The 18,775-nt window shown below is 67.4% G+C and carries 29 protein-coding genes and 2 pseudogenes; 2 read left to right on the top strand and 29 right to left on the bottom strand.

Annotation, left to right across the window (positions count from 1 at the left end; genetic code table 11):
• Nucleotides 1–65: 65 nt before the first annotated feature.
• The 20 genes and pseudogenes from KBX21_RS10340 to KBX21_RS10255 all read right to left on the bottom strand — a co-directional run bounded on the left by KBX21_RS10340 (nucleotide 66) and on the right by KBX21_RS10255 (nucleotide 11,843).
• Nucleotides 66–284, bottom strand: a complete 219-nt coding sequence (locus KBX21_RS10340) for a hypothetical protein (RefSeq protein WP_017545978.1) — start codon at nucleotides 282–284, stop codon at nucleotides 66–68.
• A 184-nt stretch (nucleotides 285–468) separates the two neighbouring features.
• Entirely contained in the window at nucleotides 469–684 is a 216-nt protein-coding gene (locus tag KBX21_RS27110) for a hypothetical protein (RefSeq protein WP_017545977.1), read from the bottom strand.
• A gap of 219 nt (nucleotides 685–903) precedes the next feature.
• A pseudogene (locus tag KBX21_RS26595) lies at nucleotides 904–1,257 on the bottom strand (DNA processing protein DprA); the annotation flags it as partial.
• 150 nt (nucleotides 1,258–1,407) lie between these two features.
• A pseudogene (locus tag KBX21_RS10330) lies at nucleotides 1,408–3,204 on the bottom strand (recombinase family protein); the annotation flags it as partial.
• A gap of 65 nt (nucleotides 3,205–3,269) precedes the next feature.
• Nucleotides 3,270–3,767: a hypothetical protein gene (locus tag KBX21_RS10325; protein WP_210841764.1), complete on the bottom strand. Its 498-nt coding sequence runs from the start codon at nucleotides 3,765–3,767 to the stop codon at nucleotides 3,270–3,272.
• Between the two features lie 25 nt (nucleotides 3,768–3,792).
• The gene (locus KBX21_RS10320; protein WP_210841763.1) at nucleotides 3,793–4,155 is read right to left on the bottom strand and encodes a WYL domain-containing protein; all 363 of its coding nucleotides are present in this window, start codon (nucleotides 4,153–4,155) and stop codon (nucleotides 3,793–3,795) included.
• A gap of 56 nt (nucleotides 4,156–4,211) precedes the next feature.
• The gene (locus KBX21_RS26915) at nucleotides 4,212–4,340 is read right to left on the bottom strand and encodes a hypothetical protein (RefSeq protein ID WP_282104528.1); all 129 of its coding nucleotides are present in this window, start codon (nucleotides 4,338–4,340) and stop codon (nucleotides 4,212–4,214) included.
• Nucleotides 4,341–4,485: 145 nt separating this feature from the next.
• Nucleotides 4,486–4,740, bottom strand: coding sequence for a hypothetical protein (locus tag KBX21_RS10315; RefSeq protein WP_210841762.1), 255 nt, complete (start codon nucleotides 4,738–4,740; stop codon nucleotides 4,486–4,488).
• Nucleotides 4,737–4,889 carry a hypothetical protein gene (locus tag KBX21_RS10310; RefSeq protein WP_210841761.1) on the bottom strand — a complete coding sequence of 51 codons (153 nt, stop codon included), beginning with the start codon at nucleotides 4,887–4,889 and terminating at the stop codon, nucleotides 4,737–4,739. Before KBX21_RS10310 ends, KBX21_RS10315 begins: the two co-directional genes overlap by 4 nt.
• A 220-nt stretch (nucleotides 4,890–5,109) precedes the next feature.
• Complete coding sequence (locus KBX21_RS10305) at nucleotides 5,110–5,772, bottom strand: hypothetical protein (RefSeq protein ID WP_210841760.1); 663 nt, start codon at nucleotides 5,770–5,772, stop codon at nucleotides 5,110–5,112.
• Complete coding sequence (locus KBX21_RS10300) at nucleotides 5,769–5,978, bottom strand: hypothetical protein (RefSeq protein ID WP_210841759.1); 210 nt, start codon at nucleotides 5,976–5,978, stop codon at nucleotides 5,769–5,771. The genes KBX21_RS10305 and KBX21_RS10300 overlap by 4 nt, the downstream gene beginning before the upstream one ends.
• 656 nt (nucleotides 5,979–6,634) lie before the next feature.
• The gene (locus KBX21_RS10295; RefSeq protein WP_210841758.1) at nucleotides 6,635–7,048 is read right to left on the bottom strand and encodes a hypothetical protein; all 414 of its coding nucleotides are present in this window, start codon (nucleotides 7,046–7,048) and stop codon (nucleotides 6,635–6,637) included.
• 93 nt (nucleotides 7,049–7,141) lie between these two features.
• On the bottom strand, nucleotides 7,142–7,630 hold the full coding sequence (locus KBX21_RS10290) for an NUMOD4 motif-containing HNH endonuclease (protein WP_210841757.1): 489 nt from the start codon (nucleotides 7,628–7,630) through the stop codon (nucleotides 7,142–7,144).
• Nucleotides 7,617–7,820: a helix-turn-helix transcriptional regulator gene (locus tag KBX21_RS10285; RefSeq protein ID WP_210841756.1), complete on the bottom strand. Its 204-nt coding sequence runs from the start codon at nucleotides 7,818–7,820 to the stop codon at nucleotides 7,617–7,619. The genes KBX21_RS10290 and KBX21_RS10285 overlap by 14 nt, the downstream gene beginning before the upstream one ends.
• Nucleotides 7,821–8,112: 292 nt before the next feature.
• Nucleotides 8,113–8,703: a hypothetical protein gene (locus KBX21_RS10280; RefSeq protein ID WP_210841755.1), complete on the bottom strand. Its 591-nt coding sequence runs from the start codon at nucleotides 8,701–8,703 to the stop codon at nucleotides 8,113–8,115.
• A gap of 211 nt (nucleotides 8,704–8,914) precedes the next feature.
• The gene (locus KBX21_RS10275) at nucleotides 8,915–9,634 is read right to left on the bottom strand and encodes a HEPN domain-containing protein (RefSeq protein ID WP_210841754.1); all 720 of its coding nucleotides are present in this window, start codon (nucleotides 9,632–9,634) and stop codon (nucleotides 8,915–8,917) included.
• A gap of 146 nt (nucleotides 9,635–9,780) precedes the next feature.
• Nucleotides 9,781–10,368, bottom strand: coding sequence for a hypothetical protein (locus KBX21_RS10270; protein ID WP_247665524.1), 588 nt, complete (start codon nucleotides 10,366–10,368; stop codon nucleotides 9,781–9,783).
• Nucleotides 10,369–10,562: 194 nt separating this feature from the next.
• Nucleotides 10,563–10,868: a hypothetical protein gene (locus tag KBX21_RS10265; protein WP_210841753.1), complete on the bottom strand. Its 306-nt coding sequence runs from the start codon at nucleotides 10,866–10,868 to the stop codon at nucleotides 10,563–10,565.
• 44 nt (nucleotides 10,869–10,912) lie between these two features.
• Entirely contained in the window at nucleotides 10,913–11,062 is a 150-nt protein-coding gene (locus tag KBX21_RS10260; RefSeq protein ID WP_178378535.1) for a hypothetical protein, read from the bottom strand.
• Between the two features lie 88 nt (nucleotides 11,063–11,150).
• Nucleotides 11,151–11,843, bottom strand: coding sequence for a hypothetical protein (locus tag KBX21_RS10255; RefSeq protein ID WP_073379882.1), 693 nt, complete (start codon nucleotides 11,841–11,843; stop codon nucleotides 11,151–11,153).
• Nucleotides 11,844–12,025: 182 nt separating this feature from the next.
• On the opposite strand from KBX21_RS10255, the gene KBX21_RS10250 reads away from it, so the two are divergent.
• The gene (locus KBX21_RS10250) at nucleotides 12,026–12,304 is read left to right on the top strand and encodes a hypothetical protein (RefSeq protein ID WP_210841752.1); all 279 of its coding nucleotides are present in this window, start codon (nucleotides 12,026–12,028) and stop codon (nucleotides 12,302–12,304) included.
• 55 nt (nucleotides 12,305–12,359) lie between these two features.
• Here the strand turns inward: KBX21_RS10250 and KBX21_RS10245 are convergent, their stop codons facing one another.
• The 6 genes from KBX21_RS10245 to KBX21_RS10220 all read right to left on the bottom strand — a co-directional run bounded on the left by KBX21_RS10245 (nucleotide 12,360) and on the right by KBX21_RS10220 (nucleotide 16,891).
• Nucleotides 12,360–12,851, bottom strand: coding sequence for a hypothetical protein (locus tag KBX21_RS10245; RefSeq protein ID WP_210841751.1), 492 nt, complete (start codon nucleotides 12,849–12,851; stop codon nucleotides 12,360–12,362).
• Complete coding sequence (locus KBX21_RS10240; RefSeq protein WP_210841831.1) at nucleotides 12,848–13,243, bottom strand: Panacea domain-containing protein; 396 nt, start codon at nucleotides 13,241–13,243, stop codon at nucleotides 12,848–12,850. Before KBX21_RS10240 ends, KBX21_RS10245 begins: the two co-directional genes overlap by 4 nt.
• A 409-nt stretch (nucleotides 13,244–13,652) precedes the next feature.
• On the bottom strand, nucleotides 13,653–13,946 hold the full coding sequence (locus KBX21_RS10235; protein ID WP_210841750.1) for a helix-turn-helix domain-containing protein: 294 nt from the start codon (nucleotides 13,944–13,946) through the stop codon (nucleotides 13,653–13,655).
• A 289-nt stretch (nucleotides 13,947–14,235) separates the two neighbouring features.
• The gene (locus tag KBX21_RS10230) at nucleotides 14,236–16,452 is read right to left on the bottom strand and encodes an AAA family ATPase (protein WP_210841749.1); all 2,217 of its coding nucleotides are present in this window, start codon (nucleotides 16,450–16,452) and stop codon (nucleotides 14,236–14,238) included.
• A gap of 95 nt (nucleotides 16,453–16,547) precedes the next feature.
• Entirely contained in the window at nucleotides 16,548–16,703 is a 156-nt protein-coding gene (locus KBX21_RS10225; RefSeq protein ID WP_210841748.1) for a hypothetical protein, read from the bottom strand.
• A complete protein-coding gene (locus KBX21_RS10220; protein WP_210841747.1) occupies nucleotides 16,700–16,891 on the bottom strand; it encodes a helix-turn-helix domain-containing protein in 192 nt (63 codons plus the stop codon). The genes KBX21_RS10225 and KBX21_RS10220 overlap by 4 nt, the downstream gene beginning before the upstream one ends.
• A gap of 409 nt (nucleotides 16,892–17,300) precedes the next feature.
• Between KBX21_RS10220 and KBX21_RS10215 the strand changes: the two genes are divergently transcribed.
• On the top strand, nucleotides 17,301–17,528 hold the full coding sequence (locus KBX21_RS10215) for a hypothetical protein (protein ID WP_210841746.1): 228 nt from the start codon (nucleotides 17,301–17,303) through the stop codon (nucleotides 17,526–17,528).
• 126 nt (nucleotides 17,529–17,654) lie between these two features.
• Here the strand turns inward: KBX21_RS10215 and KBX21_RS10210 are convergent, their stop codons facing one another.
• The 3 genes from KBX21_RS10210 to KBX21_RS10200 form a co-directional block, all read right to left on the bottom strand.
• Nucleotides 17,655–17,942 (bottom strand): hypothetical protein, encoded by a 288-nt coding sequence (locus KBX21_RS10210; RefSeq protein WP_210841745.1) that lies wholly within the window; start codon nucleotides 17,940–17,942, stop codon nucleotides 17,655–17,657.
• On the bottom strand, nucleotides 17,939–18,244 hold the full coding sequence (locus KBX21_RS10205; RefSeq protein ID WP_210841744.1) for a hypothetical protein: 306 nt from the start codon (nucleotides 18,242–18,244) through the stop codon (nucleotides 17,939–17,941). The genes KBX21_RS10210 and KBX21_RS10205 overlap by 4 nt, the downstream gene beginning before the upstream one ends.
• A gap of 219 nt (nucleotides 18,245–18,463) precedes the next feature.
• Entirely contained in the window at nucleotides 18,464–18,775 is a 312-nt protein-coding gene (locus KBX21_RS10200; RefSeq protein ID WP_210841743.1) for a hypothetical protein, read from the bottom strand.

Genomic DNA, 18,775 nt, shown 5'->3' with positions numbered 1-18,775 from the left:
TCTCTCACTGTTGCGAGGGGACGACCCCGGCACGGAAAAGCCCGCACCGGGACCGCCCCGCCGGATCAGCTGCAGCAGCAGCAGGGGCAGCAGCTACAGCAGCTGCAGCAGCCGCCGCCACTGCCAGACGCGCCGATCTCCATCATGGCCAGCGTGGAACCGAGCGACTCGATACCACCGGGCTGGTCCGAACCGAAGCCGAGAACACCCTCACTGCTGGTGCTGAATTCCTCGACCGGAAGGTCTCCGAGACCAGCGGAGATCTGGTCAGCCTTCATCGACATGGAACCTCCTCCCTTTCTACGTAGGAACACCGAGGCCCTTCTGCCCCGGTGATGCACCATCATCCCCGCCGCTGCTTACAGCGCACCTACAGCGGGTTTGCACCTGAATGCATTCATGACCAAGGTCCCCGACGACCCGGCCGACCGCCAGCCGCAGCACGGGGCGGCCGACCAGGTCACTGGGTCAGCTGCAGCAGCAGCAGGGGCAGCAGCTACAGCAGCTGCAGCACTCGCCGCCGCCGGAGGCGCCGATCTCCATCATGGCCAGCGTGGAACCGAGCGACTCGATACCACCGGGCTGGTTGGAGCCGAAGCCGACGACACCCTCGCCACTCGAACTGAATTCCTCGACCGGAAGGTCTCCGAGGCTTGCCGAGAGGTGACCGGACTCGATAGACATACGATCTCACTCCTTTCTTCGTCCAAGGTTTGACAACGCGTCGAGTAATCGACGCCTACCACTCTGACCAATCGCAGTTACAGACTGACTACTGCGGGCTTTACTCGAATGGGTATACCGAACGCCGCCGGGCTCCGGACCGCCGTGTCCGCGCGCCTCGCCTCGGACCGACGGGTCCCGGCCGCACCCGAGACCTCCGACCGGCCCTCTTCGGTCCTGTCACCGAGGCCGGGAGCGACGGCGCTCCGGGAGACGCCAGCCCGCCTCGCAGCGTTCCACCAGGCCCGCCGCCGCCAGCATGCCCAGTGCCCGGATCGTCTGCTCCAGGTTCCCGGTGCTGTTCGAGGCGACCACGGCGGTGCCCACGCCACGACGGGTCACGGCCGAGAGCACCCGTGCGGTCTCCCGGTCCAGTTCTGCGGCGGGCACCAGGGGACCCGCTCCCTCGGGGACGGCCTCGCCCAGGGGAACGACCAGCTCCAGCACGTCGTCCGCGCGGGTCACGCAGCTGGCCCGGCCCTCGCGGAGCAAACGGTGACAGCCCACCGACATCGGCGAGGTCACCGGCCCCGGCGAGCCTGTTTCCTGGGGTGCCGTTTCGGGTCCGGCTCCAGCGTCGGCGACCAGGCGGGGGTCTACACGCCCTTCGATTCGGGCTGGGGGCAGTCCGACCATGCCCAGGTGGGGCGTGCCCACGTTCGGCAGCGCCTCCATGATCCGCGCCCACACCCCGTCCGCCTGCCACCTCTTCCAGCGGGTGTGGATGCTGTTGCCGTTGCCGTACCGCTCGGGGATCTCGCGCCACGTGCACCGGGTCCTGGCCTTGTGGAACACCGCGTTCAGCACCGCCCGCCCGTCCAGCATCGTGCCCGAGTGCGTGCGGCGCCCGTCCTCCCACTCGTCCACGATCGGCGCCACCAGCGCCCACGCCTCTTCGTCCAGCTCGGGCGGCACCATCCGGTCGTTGTCGATGAACCACTGCGACAGCGAACACGGCTTGCCGATCTGCGGCATCGGCACCGGCCCCGTGACCGTCACTCGCACGTCCAGCAGCTCCAGCACCTCGGCGCGCTCGTCCGGCCCCAGGTCGGCCAGCCGCTCGCGCGCCATGTCGGCCAGGTCTGCAAGATCGTCGGCACGGCTGCGCGCGGCCTCGGTCTCGGCCTGCCACGCGATGGCCTCGGCGCGCATCGCCTCCAGCTGCTCCAGCTCGCTGGTCAGCGTGCGCGTCGCGGCCTCCACAGCCACAGCAGGCAGCCCCGCCTTGGCGTAGTCGGTGACGGTCTGGGTGATGGCCCGGGAGCGCTCGGCGATCTGACGGTCAAGGTCGGCGATGCGCTCGGCGTGGTCGTCGGCCGACCCAGAGGCGACCGACTTCACCCACTCGGCAGCCATGGCGCGCAACCGGTCGGCGTCGCCCAGCAGCGCCACCACCTCGTCCCATACGCGCTGTTCCATCTCGGGGGCGGGAATGGCCGAGTCGTCGCACACCTGCGCGCCCCGGTGGTGGGCCACCCGCCCCTTGCACCGGTAGGTCGGGCCGACCCCCGCGCCGTTCGGCCGGTCCTTCCGCCCGCCCTTGCCGCCCACGTAGTGCGCCCCGCACTGGCCGAACAGCCTCTTCGACAACGGGTACGCCCTGCGCTCGGGGCCCGTGCCCGGCCTGGTCGGGCGCAGCGCCTCGCGCAGCTCGGCCACCTCGCCGGGGGTGAAGATCGGGTCAAGCGGGATGACCACCGTCGCGCCGTACTTGGGAGTGCCGTCGCGGTTGATCTTGGCCCCGCGCCCAGCGCTGGCCCGGGCGGGGTTGCGGAACAGGACCTGTGCCTTGGTAGTCGAGTCGCTCAGCAGCCGAGCCCGCAGGTTCACCGCCGACCAGGGGCGCCCGGACCTGGTCAGCAGGCCCATGGCGTTGAGCCGGGCGGCAGTGTCGCCCACGTCCAGACTCCGCTCGACCAGGTACGCGCGGGCGGTGCGCAGGACGGTGGCCTCGTGTTCGTCGACGACCAGGTACGAGCCCCTCTTGCCCTGGCCCTCGATGCGCCACCCGTACGGAGGTGCCCCGCCCACCCAGCCACCCCTGGCGGCCTTCGCCTGCAACCCGCCCTGTGTGCGCTCCCGGATCAGGTTGTATTCAAGCTCGGAGAACGCGGCGTACTGCTGGAGCATCAGCTTGCCGTGCGTGGTGGTGGTGTCGATGTCCTGCGTGACTGACACGATCGCGATGTCGAGGTCTTCCAGCCGCCAGATCCAGCGCCAGAACGCGCGCCCTGTCCGTCCGACCCGGTCGAACTTGTGAACGACCACGGTATCGATGTGGCCCGCCTCGGCGTCTGCCATCAGCCGATCGAATTCGGGGCGCGAGGTCAGCGACCCGGACACGCCTTCATCGGCATAGACGTCCACCAGCGACCAACCCCGGGCGTCGACGTAGCCCTTGCAAGCCTCGTCTTGAACATCCAGGCCGTAGCCGAGGGTCTGCTCCTCAGTACTGACCCGTTCGAGAACTGCCGCCCTCACCTGGTTTCCCTTCTGTCGATTGATACGGAGCGGCCCCCGCTGGGTGGGCGGGGGCCGGGGGATGGTCAGACCAACTGGTGCTTGGTGGTGCGCCGCTCGGCGCCATTGACCGTATAGACGAACTCGGACGATTCGAGGCGGCCCTCGTACGTCACGCGCCCGACCTTGGCGCGAACGGTGTCGCTGGAGTCGGTGCCCTTCTCCTTGGCAGCGGCGCGGGCGGCTGCGCGCTCGGCCTTGGCGCGCGCCTTGGCCTGGGCGCGCTCGATGCCGCTGGCAACCATGTGGGCGAACCCGTAGCCCTCGACGGCCTTAACGGCGTCGGTGGTGACGGCGATTCCGTCGTCCATGCGGGTGACCTGCTGGCCAGCAGCGCCCGCCCGCAGGGCGAGCGACTTGAGTTTCGCGTCGTGCCCGGGGGAGAACTCGCGCGTGGTGGTCTTGGTGCAGCCGGTGGCCTCGCCGGTCTCGGCGTTGGAGAACCGGGCGCACTGGCAGGGGTTCTCGGCCTTGGCCTTGGGGGCGGCCTTGGTCTCGGCGGGGGTGTTAGCGGTGTTCGTCATGTCAGCTTCCTTTCGGTTGGGGTGTTCAGGCGGCGAGGGTGTAAGCGGTGGTCCAGCCCCGAACGGCGACCACGTCGCCCAGCTCGTCGGTGGCCACCTGGTCGGCAACGGGGGTCACCGGGCACCGGTAGTCGGCCAGGTGGGCCACGCGGTGGAGGCGATACGCGCTGATCCGGTCGAGACGGAACGTGCGGACCTCGCCCCGGCGTCGGCACCAGCCCCGCACCACCACGTCGCCGTTGGCGGTGACCTCGACGCTGTGCAGCTCGACGGCGCGGCGCGAGACCTGGCCGTCGCGGTCCACGTACCGGAGGGTCACCGCGCGCTGGGCGTCCATGGCGCCGAGCAGGTGGGCCAGGGTCCGGCTGGTGTCGGTGTTGCTGCGCACGGTGTCCTCCGTTCGGGGCTGGGCGGGGCGCCCGAGCGGGCGCCCCAGGGGGTCGGCTATCGGGTGGCGAGTTCGGCGATGATCGCCTCGGCGTGGGCGGTGTCGCCGTTGTCCAGCGCCAGCTTGAGAGCGAATTCGAGCGTGGCCGTGTCGAACGCGGGGAGGGCGGCGGCGAACTCGTTCATTTCGGGCTTCCTTTCGAGCGGAGGAGCGGGACCGGAGCGCCCCGCCTTGTTAATTCAATTAAATCATTTCGATAATTACCGCCATAAGTTTTAGAACGGCAGGCGTTATCAGGTTGTGATTGGTGTCTGCCGTTCAAAAGGGGTGCTAGTCGGTGAGGGTGCGGGCCAGGGCGCGCACGTCGGCCGTGGGGTGCACCGAGCGGCTCACCAGGTCGCCGGACTGGTCGGTGTGGTCGACCACGAAGGCGCCCCCGCGCACCTGGACCACCGCGTCCCCGATGACCAGCAGGGGCGCGTCCACGCCGTGGATGCCCGAGTCGATGACGCCCCCGGGGCCGAGGATGCGCAGCTCGTTGTTGAGCCGGATCAGCAGGTTCATGCTGCTCTGCCACTCGCTCATCGGGCGCACACCTCCAGCCACGTCCGCACGGCTCCGGCCAGGTCGGCCATGTCGTGGGCGGAGGTCAGGGCGGGGCGCGGGGGCAGCAGCCGCACGAAGGGGCGGGGCCGTGCGGCTCGTCGGGGGCGGGTCCAGGTAGAGTTGCGCATTAGCTGACAGCCTTTCCTGTCGGCAGCCCGGGGGCGGGTAGGGTCCGCTCTCGGGCGCTTTATTGGGCTCAAAAAACGGCGGGACGAGCCCGCCGGAATTCCCAATAAAAGCAGCCATTACCCCTCTCCCACAATTACCCAGAGGGACTATGCGCTCATAACCGCGCGCATAAAAGAGCCCCGAGCGCTGTCGAATGGCGCCCGGGGCTTCGGGGCTTTGTCAGGCCACGGGGGCGGGCGTTCGCCGGACCTCGCGCAGGTACCGCTTGCCACTGGTCAGGCTGACCCCCAGCTCATGGGCCACCTGCTGGGCTGTCAGGTCCGGCCGCTGGTCCAGCAGCTCAGCCACCCGGGCCACCCTCTGGGCCTTGAGGGCCACCGGGTCAGGTCCAGGGTCCAGGTCACGGGCCGGGGTGGCCTCGACCTGGCCCGGGTCGGGCTCAACCGGGGGGTCAGTGAGGGTCGCCTGCCACTCCATGACCCGGTGCACCAGCAGCACCGACCCGAAGAACAGCAGGACCAGCAGCGCCGGAACGGCCGTCGAGATCACCATCTCGGCGCGGCCGGTCGGAGCACCCATCAGGTAGTGCGACCCGACCTGAGCCGACACGGCCACACCGAACATGGCCGTGGTCCAGGCCCAGGCGAACCAGTAGCTCAGGCCACCGACCCATCGGTGCACGGCGGTGGCCACGGCCAGCAGCGCCGACGCCTCCGCGCCGAACACCATGACCCAGGGGTGGGCGAAGTTGGCCGTCTCGGCGAGCCAGTGCCAGCCCCGGGCGATCTCCAGGAACAGCGCCCCGGCGAACACCCAGCACAGGCCGTACAGCGCCAACCCTGGCCAGCGGCCCAGGCGGCGCACCGGGCGAGGGCCGCTCATCGACCCTCCTCCTCGTGCGGGCAGGTGCCTCCGTTGAAGTGCTTGCCGTCGTTGCAGTTGAAGCACAGCACCTGGTGGCCAGGAGGCCAGCCCTGGGCCCTGAGCCAGCTGCGGAACCTGTGGCTGGCGATCCTGCGATCGCCGAACAGCTCGGCCCGGTGCTGGTTGCCCCCGCCCTCGATGTGGTCGATGCACAGGAAGGTCAATTCGGCTTCCCCGCAGCACGCACACGCGCCCCCGTATTGCCCAACGGCCTCGGCCTTGAGGGCGCGCTTCCACCTCTGGTTGGCGCTTTGGGGTGGCGTAACCGGAGCTGTGTGAGGGCACGCCCCGCCGTTGATGTGGCGCCCGGCATTGCAGGAGGTGCACAGCGTCTGGAAACCGGTCGGGTAACCCTCCCGCCTCAGCCACAGATAGACGGCGCCACCGCTCCCGCGTAGTTCGTTGCGGTGCTCGGCCCCATCCCCGTTGGTGTGGTCGATAGTCAGAAACCGCTCGGTCGACTCGCCGCAGCACGCACAGGAGCGACCGTACGCGTCGAGCGCGCCCTGTCGGGCGTCCCGCTGGTAGGCCGCGTTGTACTCCCGCTTACGGTCGCGGTTGCGCGCGTGGTACTCGGACTTCTGCCGCAGTACGCGCCCTCGGTTGGCCGCGTAGTACGCCGAGTTGTACTCCCGCTTGCACGTTCGGCACGCGGTACGCCCATTCGACCGGCGCCAAGTGTTGCCGTCGGTCAGCGCGTGCCCTCGTCGGCACGTCGGCGTGCTTGACTGGTCTGTGTCGGTCACGCTGGTCTCTTCCGTTGATCGAAAACAGCCCCGTGCCGACCGCCATCGGCCCGGGGCTGACCTGTACTCGGGGGTTACTGCTTACGGGGCAGGGTGGGGCGCCGCTTCTGGCCGTGGGCGTAGACGGTTCGGGCGGCCCCGCGCTCGGCCATCGCCGCGCGAGCCCTGGCCGTCCCGGGCTGGTGCTGGACCCTGGCCAGGATCTCGGCGCGCGACTGCGCGGGCGGCTCGGGGTCGGCCATCTGCTCGGCCAGCTGCTCGGCGGTGCCGTACGCGGTGTCGGTCGCTCGGCGCCAATCACCCTCTGCGGCCAGGTCGGCCACGCGCTGCGCGGCGTCTGCGGCAAGCTGGCGGGCGCGCTCGTCCAGGCCGGGGGTCTGGTCCAGTACCGCCCGAGCGCGCTCGGCCCCGCCTACGGTGCGCGCCCCGAGAAGCGCGTTGCGAACGCGCCCCTCGGCGGTCTTGCGCGGGTCCTGTGGATCTGCCATGTCGGTTCTCCTCGTGCTGTGTTTTGATCGGAAGCGGGATGCCATGGTTCCCGGGGGCGGCCACCCTCCGGTCTGGGTGGCCGCTCGGCCGCTCTACGCGTCGGCCAGCTCGGCGCGGCGTCGGCGCGCGTACTCGCGGTGGCACGCCCGACAGGCGCGCCGCCCGTCGAAGGTGATGCGCAGGTTGCTGCCCGAATACTTGTGACCTCGGGGGCACGCCGTCTTGCGCGCCTCCCGGTGCACTCCGTGGCGCACTTGGTCCGCCACGTTGTCAGCGAGGGTGGCCCATCTCAGATTGCTAACCCGGTTATTGGTCTTATTGCCGTCCCAATGGGCGGCGTGGTGGCCCTCGGGACGCGGCCCGCGCCAAGCTTCCAGGACGGTCCGATGGACCGTGCGCGTGTACTGCTCGCCGTCCCGGTACAAGCTGACGTACGGGTACCCACCCCTGTTCAGCATGGGGTTGAGCAGCTCGCCCTCAGGGTCGCGGTGGAAGCTGCGGACCCGGCCCCGGTCGCTGACCTGATAGAGCCCCTCGAATCCGACCACAGGGCGCCACTGCTCGCGCTTACCGGCCACCATCGGTCACCAGCTCCCGCACTTCCACGTCCAGGGCCACCGCCAGGGCGGTCACGCTGTGGTCGTTCGGGGTGACCTTTCCGGTCTCCCAACGCCGGACGGTGAGCGGCGTCCGGTTCAGCTTGGTCGCCAGCTCATCCCTGGACATCCCGAGCCGCTTCCGTGCGGCGCGCATCGCGTTTGGGTCGAGCACCGTTCCACCTGCTCTCCGGTCGTCGTGATCGTTGGATCAACCGGACCACGATCAGGTGGATTTGCCACAAGGGCGTTACCCCGCCCTACGGCGCGTGGCCTCTGCCACACCACACCCGGGGCCGGCGACAGCGACGAGTTTCAGGACCACAGCGACGGGTGACTCCGCGGCCGGTTCTGGGCGCCGGGGCGCCGCGCGGGTGTGTCTCCCGGACGTTCTGCGGCGTCTCCGAGCGCACGAGGGCGTGCCCAAGGCTTGGGGGCCGGATGCGCCCTCGCCAGGTCGCGGGCGTTCAAGAAAAGCCGTGCAGCACCCGGGCGGGCCACCACATGTGGGGCGGCTCCTCGATGACGAGGGCGTCCAGGTCGTGCCAGTCAGTGGCCAGGGCGGTGGTGTCGACCTGGGCCCACCGGTCGGCGCGCGCCCACACCTGGAAGGGGTCGCCGCGCTCGGGGGCGGTCACGATGGCGTCCAGCTCCTTGACCAGGCGCCACTGGTCGGCGTTGAGCCGGTCCGCCTCGACCCACACCACAGCCGAGGGCACGTGGTCGGGCTCGGCTTCGGGGGCGGGCAGGTCGTACCCGAACACCATCGGGTCGAAGTCCTCGGGCAACAGGTCACGCGCCCCGGCCCACCCGGAGTCGGACGGCGGGGCCACGCACAGCTGCGGGTCGAACCTGATGCCCGGGTCGCCCGCGCCCTCGGCCAGCAGCTCGGCTGCCTGGTCGGGCCAGCGGTAGTAGCGGGACTCGCCGAGCGGTTCGGCGTCGCGGGCCAGGGGGCACAGGTCGATGGGGGCGGGCAGCACCAGCCGCGCCCACCCGCATTGGCCCGTCCACATCCAGTTCAGCAGCATCCAAGCTGCCGTGTTCTCCTCGGTCATGGCGACACGATGGCACGGTTCACGCGAACAATCGCATTGCGTGGCCCGCATGGTAACCGTGGGTAGTGCGCCGCTGGTCCGGCTGGCCACCCCGCCGCCCCCGAGTGTGGCTCTCCGGCCCTCCGTGGGGTCTCCCTGGACACAGGAGCGCCCCGGGCGGGCGCTGGGCCCGGGGCGGCGCACCGATTCGCGGGAGAGCGGCGGAAACGCTCTACTCCAGCGCCAGCTCCATCAACCTAGTTCCCGTGTGCTCCTCAAGGAAGTCGCTGACAGCGGTAGCGCTCTTGTCCGCCAAGCGTTGGACGAGGTCAAGCCCGTTCGTGGCGTCTCTCTTGTGCACTCCCCCCTCGGGTGAGCCACGGTGAGCGATTGAGCCACGTAGAGTGACGAAGTCATCCAAGCGCTGGGTGGTTTGGCTAGTCGAGTTCTTGTGCCACTGCCAGTGCTTGGTGATGTCGGGTATGCCTACGTGCTTCTTGAAGAACTCTTTGACCTGCTTAGACTTTGGGGTGTTCAGAGAGCGATCGTCCTCGGAGACCAGCACGGCGGCCCGGTCACGCAGCACCTTCTTCCACCCCTCGTCTGCCAGCCGCCAAGCCGCCAACTCATTCCTGTCATCAGCCAAATCCTTCACGAGACTCTTCTTGAGTTCCTTAGGGAGATCGGTGCCGCACGCGGCGTAGTCAGCAAGGTGACGCAACGCCTCAGCCGCCAAGTCCTCGCAGAAGGCTTCCCAGTAGGCGCACGTAAGCACTACGGCGGAACGACTGACCACCTGGATCTCAGGGCGCCTGCGACCGCGCCCCTCTCCAGTCTCCTTAGCGTGAAACTCCAGCAGTCTCCTGACGTCGGGGACGCTGCTTTCGAGCAAGGTGCCGTGGGCTTCACCTCGCACGGCTTGGGGGGCGTCGGCGCCGGTTGTTGTCCCCAATTTGGACCTTCCTTCTTGAGCCTCATGTAGTTCGTGTTCGCTCCAGCGAACTGCGATTCGATTTGCTCACGAGAAGCGTCATCAACGACACCGGGTCAACTGAGCACTGACAATGCGCGGTTGCCGTTGGTGACCCGGCAGGGCAGCTACAGCCCCGGCAGCTGGTTCACCAGGTAGCCGATGGCCCCGCCACAGACCAACCCCACCACGGTCCAGAACGCGGACACCCCGCCATCGGCAAACAGCCGCTGCCCGAACGTCGGCCGCTCCGCCCTGGGCACGTTCAGGATGATGTCCCCAAAGTCACCGGGCCTTCGGTTAGCCGAGATGGCAAGGAGTCCCGATATTGACACCGTGGCCAGTGCCGCTATTGCGGTCACGCCGGAGAGAAAAGCCGGGAGCGCCGCCACCGCTGTTGCCCCGCCACGCAAGGCATCAAACAGGAGGAAGGAACTAATCAATGCGGCGACCACAGCGATTGAAGCCCACAAGCCCCAGGTTCGCCGGATTCTGTGCGGACCACAGATTTCCTTGACACTGGCCAGCACGCCCCGAGCAGCCGGACCCGGCTCGACAAGGTCGACTTTGGCACCCAGTCCGAGTTCTACACTAACGATCGAATCTCCATTAACAGCTGCCATGCGCACCAGGCTGAGCCGCTCGGGCAACTCATCGCGCAACTTGGCGAAGTCTTGGGGTTTTGTCCCCTGCATCTCCTCATCGACTCGGAACATTAGCTCGCCAAACTCGGCCAGCGCTTCGGCAATGGCCTATAGCTCATCCCGATACAACCGGAGCTGCCCGAGCTTGTGGGACTCGCTCCGCTCTTTGATTCTCTCAACCGCCATGCCGACATCTTGGCGCAGGCCCGTCCGAAGCGCCCCGCACCGCCGGAAACTGGGGCGTATCCGTTAGGTACGGCTCCGCGCTACTCCTTCATGAACAGTGCGAGGTCAAGAGTTCCCATCTCCCGGTAGGAGAACGACGCAGGCCCGCCGGTGTAGACCTGCTCAGGCCAGTCGGTGGCCTCGAACCGGGCGTACAGGTCGAGGTCCCCCGACGCGACCACGCGGGGGGTGTCCCCCGCGAACAGGACGACCATGTGGACCTGCTGGCAGTCGCAGGCGAGGCAGAACGCTAGGTCGGTTCCGGCGTTGGCGACGGCGTCGAGCGCCGCCGGGTACTCGACGGTGTGCCCCTGCTGGCAGGCGACGAGGGAGGAAGGTTGGTCCATGTCGGGACGGTAGCAGGCCAACGGTCCGACATGGAGGGCTTTGTTCAGTCCTGTTCGGCGGGCGGGGCCAGGGTCAGGTAGAGGTTGTCGCCCCGGGGGTTGAGGCTGGCGGCCAGCCACTCGCCCTCGATCTCGACCACGAACCACCCGGGGTTGTCCTGGTGGGGGCGCACGTACACGTTCGGCTCGTCCATCCAGCCACCCTAGTCAGGTCAACCGCTCCCGCGTAAAGCCCGTTGGGTCATCGACCGCAACAGACATATCAGCACCTGGTCGGTGACCTCACAGCCCCGGAAGCTGGTTCCCGAGGTAGCCAAGGATGGCCCCGAACACGGCCCAGAACAGGGCCACTCCACGGTCAGCGATAAGCCGCTCCTTGAACGTGGGCCGTTCTGCTCGGTTTACATTCAAGATGATGTCTCTCGATGCGGATTCGAGAGTGAAGTCAAAGATCCCTCTGATCGCGTACGTCACAATGGTTACTAGCATAACGACCAACGAGACTGCGAGCAGAAAAGATGTGGCGGTTTCCAGCTCCTTTGACTCCCCTCCCATGAAAGAAACGAAGTTGTACAGCGCAAGTGCGATACCCGCTGGCACGAAGGAGAGAATAACCCACAAGGGGGCGTTCATGCGACAGGGAGCACAGATCTTCTTTATTCGAGTCAGCGAACCGTAGGCGTCATTGTTCGGTTCGATTAGCACAACTCTGGAATCTGACCCGATCTCGACCACGACCCGAGTCTCTTCCTTCGTAGCCGACATCTGCACAAGGCCCAGCCGATCCGGTAGCTCATCCGCCATCCTGGCGAAGTCCTCGGGCTCGTTTCCCGACACCTCATCCTCATTCACCAAAAAGGACAGTGTCCCAAACTCTGCCAGCACGCGCGCGATGTCCTCAAGCTCATCGCGATAGAGCTTGAGCCGTCCCAGTGGGTAAGTCTCTTGTCGCTTCTTAATCCGCTTCCATGCCATGGTGGCCATCTTGGCGCAGATCGGGCCGGGGCTGCTCCACAAGGCCGGAAAGTGAAGCGCATCCGTTAAGCGCAGGCGCCGCAGCGACCAGCGTCTTGGCCGCTCAGCAGCACATTGTCAGCGCTGAGGCGTACGGTTCGTAGCCAAGGAGATGCAGTCACCAACTCGCGGAGGGGATCGACATGGCCAACCTCTACACGAAGAACGGCGTACCACTGAACGTGCGGGGCAACGAGGTGTTCAACCAGTCAGGCCGGTCGATCGGTCGGATCAGCGGGTCGAAGGTGTTCGGGTCCAACGGCCGCTACGTCGGCACGATCGACGGTGATCGGCTGGTCTACCGGTCAACCGACTCAGCAACCACCGGGGGGTCTTTCGCGCCTAGCGCCGGAGCCGGAACGGCCAGCGCCCCCGTAGCTGGGTCCGCCATTTGGGGCGAAGAGCCCGACATCAGCGGCTGACACCATGCTCCACGCTTCGACGCCCTGGCCCTCCAGGTGAGGGCCAGGGCGTTCGTTAGTCTCGGTCCTTCCCTGGGCACACCCGGTGATCGGCATCCCACCAGATCGGGTAGAAGACACGGGGATGTTCAGGCGTCAGGACTCCCCACAGCCGACCCATGTTGCCCTCACGAAACCGAAAGAGTTCGTCCCACTCTTCCAGCTTCAGTTCACGCAGTCGGTTCTGGGCTTCCTTGCACAGATTTTCGACAGGGATGGGCTTGTTTCTAGGGCCGCGACGCTTCTTGCCCCCGGTCTGCTGGTTGAAGATTTCCGTCCAGGTCAGGGACTCCATCTCACGGAGGAGGGTGACGATCTTAAGGAGCGTGGCTTCATCGATCCCCCACGACCAACTCCCCTGGTGATCACGGTCGAGCAACGAGAGACGCCACAGAGGACTTTGGCCATCAACGTCGTGACTGGCGGGAAGCCGACGTGGCACGCGGTTCGGCTGCTCGGGTACGGCCGAAGCGGGAAGTCGCTTCGGCCTCTTGCCGCCCTTGCTCATACAGTCTCGGCGTCGTCCCTGTCGAGCAGCGAGCTGTAGAACTCCTTCATCGCGTCCGGCGAGATCTCAGCGTTGCTGCCGACATGGGCGGGAAGGCCCGCCCGGGCCTTCCTCCAGGGGTCTTCGTTGTGGGTCATCTCGCTGAGCTGCTTCCCCGTCAGCTTCCCGTAGGTGTCGACCACAACGTCGATGCTCTTGCGCTGGTCAGGGGTCAGGTGGTCGACATCACCACGCGGCCACTCCCCAACGGAGAACTGGCCGCGGTGCTCGGCGAACAGTTCGCGTACGACAGGACCATTGGCCCATGCCTCGATGCGCTCCTGGAACAGGGGGTCCTCGTCCCAGACAAGAGACCACGCCTGCGAGTAGTAGACGAGCTTCTGAAGCTTCATGGTGGACACGGGGCCGACCTTGGACAGGACGTAAGCGGCTACGTCATGTGCGCTAGCCACGGCGGTCTCCCTTCCTGTCGGTCGCGCTGTGCAGTTTGCTGTCGACTGCGGGTCGTGCGCGAGGGGGGTGGGCACGTCAGAGATCCCAACTCAATCGTATGTCCGATTCGCATCTATTTCTGTACCCCTGGGGTGCGACAAATCTATCTCTTCGCAACGCTCGGTGTTGGCAAAACTACTAAACGCACCCATGGTGTTGCCGTCTGCAACACGAGCCACCGGCGGCCGGCGCGGCTCTCGATGGCTCTTCCTTGACCTGGCGAGGTCGGGTGGGCCCGACACCCGCCCCCGCCCACGCCAGGCGCTCGGAGACGCCCCCGAGCGTCAGAGAGAGGCCACCGCGCCGGGCTCAGCCCGCCGCGTCCCGCTCGGCGGCGGCCTCGCGGCGCTCGCGCGGGGTCACCTCGTCGGTGGACCACTCCAGTAGGTCGGCAGGGTCGCACTCCAGCGCGCGGGCCAGGCGCCCGATGTTGCGCAGCTGGGGCGCGGACCACCCGGCCTCCCAGTCGGCGACCAGGGGGCTGGTCGGGCGTGTGTCGATCAGGCGGGCCAGGGCTTCGCGGCTCAGGTTGCGCTCGGTACGCAGCCGCTTGAACGCCTTCCGGTCGAACCGCAGGGTCGGGGTGGGTTCGGGTTCTGTCATGTCTGGTTCCTCCTCATGGTCGGCAGTCAGTCCAACCGGCTCCGTGCAAAGGCCGCTGGGGGACGGGACGTACGTGACCGGAGTGTGCGCCGGGGGGGGTGGTGTGCCGAGAGTGTGCGTCTCCCCCTCCCCAGAGGGGAGACGAACACTCGCACACCCGTCTGTGCGCATACTGTGCGCACACCTGCACAGTCCCGTCCCGTCGGACACTTGGGGCTCTGCGGGGGGTGTGCACGAGGGTGTGCATGCACACCCCTCCGAGACAGGTCTCGTGCACACCCCTCTCGGGTCACTTCACGCGCCGGTACTGCTTGGGTCCGTCACCACTCGTCCAACCGGGCTTCTCGATCAGGTAGCCGCCATCGATCAGCTTCTTCACCGCGCGCGTGACCGTGCTGGAGTGCCGATCCGCTGCCCTGTCCAGCTCGTTCTTGGACACCCACTTGTCGGCAACGCCCAAGGTGGGCTTGGCAGTCTTCAAGATCCCCATCTCAACCGGCCCCAAGTCGTCCGCCCCCCGTTGGCCCTGTTTCGCGTTGCCGCTATCGGGGTCGGTGCCCAGGTCGGTCCAATGCATTTCGAGCGGCCCGTGCCCGGTGGTCGTCACGTCCACCTGGAACTCGTGGCCGGTGCTGAGGCCGTTCCGGTGCTTGAGCACCGTGGCTGTGAGCTGGCCGTCCTCGGTCTTGGTGAACTTGCGCTTCATGGACAGTCGGACGGCGATGCTGCTCTGCTGGACCTTCACCGACGCGCCCCGGGCGTGCAGACCGCCCCCCATGCCCTGGTGGTCGATAAGGCAGAAGGCCACGCCCGGGCGCCGGGACACGAACTGCTCGATGTTGGTCCACAGCCTCATCGCGCCCGCGTTATCGTCCTCCAAGCCCGAGTTGCTCATCAGTCGTGAGACCGAGTCCGCGATGACCAGGGTGGCGTCCGGGTGTTTCTCGATCAGCTTGTCGAGCATCTCCGGGTGCGCGGCCAGGTTCCACCCACGGTGGCCGTACCGCTTGAACCCGGCGCGCTGCTCGGGTGTGAGCTGGAACGCTGACAGTTTGTCGAAGGTCTGGTCCTTGGGTGACTCCTCGTCGATGAGGATGACGGTCTCACCCCGGCGCAGCCGCTCGGCAGCCGCCCATAGCAGCACCATCGTCTTGGCCGACTCGTAGTCGCCGATCACCAGCGACAGCCACCCGGGCTGGACGAACAGGCCCGGGCCGGTGAAGTCGCGTTCAACCGTCTCGGTCTCGTCCCAGTCGTCTGGCTCGCCAAGCTCGGTGTTGCCACCGGCCGCCAGGATCTTGGCGCGCTCCTCACCTCGGACACGGGCGATCTGCCGAACCAGCTCGGCGCGGGCATACGGGGTCTGGTCGAACGCTTCCGGGTCGCGTTCAGCGAGCGCGGCGAGGTGGCCGTAGTACAGGTCAAACGCGTCGTCCCGGATGACCCACCCGGCGACGTCGTTGAACACCTTCTCGCGGTAGCCGTCCCACGACCGCACGACCTCGGCGGGGTCGACGTCGCCCCGGAGCAGCTGGGCACCGAGCTTGTCCTCTGTCGACTCTTCGTCGCGCTTGGCCTTCTCGCGCCGCCAGATGCCGACCTTCTTAGCGACCTCGGCGTCTGTGAGCTGGTACGCCATGCGGCTGTTGACCCACCGCAGGAACCACTCGAACACCGCCTCGGAGTCGATGACCCGGGCGGCGTACCCGGCCACCTTGGCCATCTGGTTGTCGCGCCCGATACCCTCGCTCGGCTTCATCGGCAGCAGCTCGGCCACGGCCGCTTCCAGCCGCTGTTCGACGCTGCCCTCGTACTGGGCGGGGCTGGAACCCGCGCCCGCGTGGGCTCCGCCCTTGGGTGCGGGCTCAGGCAACATGGCGCTCAGCTCGTCGGGGTCCCAGCCCTCGAACTCGGGGTCGACGTACTCCAGTACGACGGGGTTGGCGGGGTCGGTCTTGTGGTTGAGTGTGCCCGGCAGCCGCAGGACCGAGCTGGCGTTCTCCTTGGTGGGGTCACCAGCAAACGCGGCGGTGAGCTGGGCGTTCAGACGGTCGATCACACCGCGCGGTGTGTCTCGGTCGAGCTTCACATACGCGTGGAAGTTGCCGCTCGTACCGGACCTGACGACAGCCGCGTTCAGCTTGTCGAGCAGCGCCAAGCGGGTGGCCCTGTCCTCGTCGGTCCATTCGTCGGTGTGGTCGGCGTCAACCTGGCACACACGGCCGTTGTCGGTGGCGTTGTTCGCCCTACGGTGCTCCGTGTTGAGGAGCGCAGGCGTAAACCACACCTCGCGGCTGCCCATGACCATCTCGGCGTACGCCGGGACCTTGTCGCGGTCCTGCGGCCACGAGTACCAGGCCGCGTTGCGAAAGTCGGACGGCTTGCGCTCCGACTTTATGTCGCGGAGACGGTGGTCGGTTGCCAGGCAGACCAGCCCTGGCCGCTCGTCCCACAGCCAGTCCAGCAGCCGCAGAGCCACGCTGGGGTCCACTTGTTCGCTGGTCACCGGACCTGCTTCGATGGGGTCAGAGTTTTGGGGTTGTGCTGGGCTCTGGTGGCCCTCCGCCTGGTCAGCGGAGGGCTGCTGCGTGTTCGCGGTGGTCACTGGTCATCGCCCCCGCTCTGGTCGTCGGCGGGGCGCGCTCCGAACAACAGAGCCGCCAGGCGCTTGTACGCCCGGTCGCTCATGGGTGCGGTGGTCCACTGAACGTCGACGGTGCCCTCTTCGTTCGGCACGGCATCGGCGGGGGCGCTCACTGGTCGTCCTCCGCCCACTCGATGAGGGCGGTGGGGTGGCAGCCCAGGGCATCGGCGAGACGGCCGATGGTGCGCAGGTCAGGGGTCTGCTGGCCAGCCTCCCAGCGGGCCAGGCTCCTGCGGTCGAGCCCGCTGGTCTTGGCGAGCCGGATCTTGGACAGGCCGCGCTGCTCGCGAACGAGCTGCATGGCCCGATGGTTGAATCTCAGCGTGTGCACGGGTGGGTCTCCCGGAACGAAGGTCGGTACGGCTCCGACCTCGTCCCGACCCCCACTTGCCCTTTCGGGTAGCCAAGATCTACGAGTTCAGTGCTCCTGCGGTGACTCCACCCCATCACCCGGGCGTCGCTCCCGCAATCGGTAGGGGTGCCCCTGCTACCGCCCTCCCCCGGTACCCCCAGTACGGCACCGAGAGTCCCCGTCCCGCCGGGGCTCGTTACTCGTCGTCCGTGCCAGCGCCACCGGAGGTGATGGCAGGCGTGTTCAGGCCGACGCAGCCCCGTAATCAGCTCGTGATCGATCCGCGTGTCGAATGGGCTTCCCGTCCCAGCGCAGCCGACGACGCCGAGGGCGGCCTTTGACGACGAGGAGCGCAGGCGTGACCGATGAGCGAGACCTGATCGAGTACGACGAGCCCCGCGTCCTGGGCGAGGTATTCCCTGATCGGAACACCGCTGGCCCCGAACTCCGAAGGTGCTCCGTATCCACGTGCAGGGTCGTCCTGCCTGCTGACCAACTGATGGTCATCAAGCGCCACCACGCCCTACAGCCGGAAGGGCATCTGCGGATCTACTGCCCTGACCACTTCACCCGCACCCAGGTCTGAACCCCGCCCCGCGTGCGAGAGAGCCCCGGAAGCCCATTCGAGAGCTTCCGAGGCGACCCGTAAGAGCTGGCCGACGACAACCGGGGGCATCGTTGGCCTGAGTTCGCTCTCTAACCGGGCGGGGTCCTACTCGGTCCGCTCGTCCAGGTCCTCAACACGGGCGTCGATGTTGTGGGTGGCGCTGACGATGCGTGTCACAAAACCCTGCTCGACCGTCACCATCTTCTCCCCCACACCGATCGGCCTGACTGTGTAGAAGTCATCGGTGTCAGGCATCTCGTTTTCGATGGTCTTCTTCTCGTCCTTGTCGGACGCGACGAACCAGAGCAGCAGCTTCTTTAGCTCCTTGGCGTCCTGGGCCTCGTAGACCTTGACGCCCTGCGTTTCATCAAAAGAGCGGACGACTGCTATCACGACGCACCTCCAGGCACGTTGATGGAGTAGGTGCCGCTGACCAGGTGCGTCAGCTTCCCCGACGCAACGGACACGCTCGCGGTGATCTTGCGCTTCTTATCCCGGGTGCCACGCTCTCTGCCAAGATCGAAGGTCTCCCCGGTCCGGCCCATCCGCGCAAACGCCCTGTTGACGATCCCCGTGTCGTAGTCGTCGAGCGCGAGGCACTCGATCAACAGCTTCTTCAGCGCCTCCGCGTTCCGGGCCTCGTAGACCTCAATGGCGCGCTGGCGGTTGTTGAAGTAGTGGACTGTCGCTATCACGGGCGTCCTTCGGGCTCGGCTCGGTCACTGCTCGGGGGCGCAGTGCGTTCGTGAAGCTACACCACCTGGGGGCGTATGGCCATGCCCCCGGGGTGGCCTCTCCGCGCGCTTTCGTGGCGTCTCCGAGCGCACGAGACACCCCGCCCCGGCCCAGCACCCGCCCCGTACACGAGAAAGCCCCGGAAGCCCATCCGAGAGCTTCCGGGGCCCATCCCCCGGTCAGCGGGCGGCCCGCTTGATCCCCTCCCGGACCGCGTCCAGCCACCCAAGGTCAGCCGCCCACCGCTCGGCCGTCTTGCCGACAACCGTCTCCCCATCGGTCATCAGCACCTGGTGCCCCTCGGCCCCGGCCTCCACGAGCAACGATCGAAGTTTCATGTCGTGGCCCTGGGCGTAGGTGGCCCGCGTGGTCGCCAGGCAGTCGGTAGTGACCCGGCGCCACACCTGGTCCCCGTTCGGGCCGGTGTGCTGCGGCACCAAGTAGGAGTAGAGGCCGCACGCGCACACCCTGGCCAGCGTCGTCGTGTCCAC

The sequence above is a fragment of the Nocardiopsis sp. B62 genome (genome assembly GCF_018070675.1).
Classification (GTDB): Bacteria; Actinomycetota; Actinomycetes; order Streptosporangiales; family Streptosporangiaceae; genus Nocardiopsis; species Nocardiopsis prasina.
The sequence above is the reverse complement of the archived record's forward strand: the minus strand, read 5'-3'. Positions and strand labels throughout refer to the sequence as shown.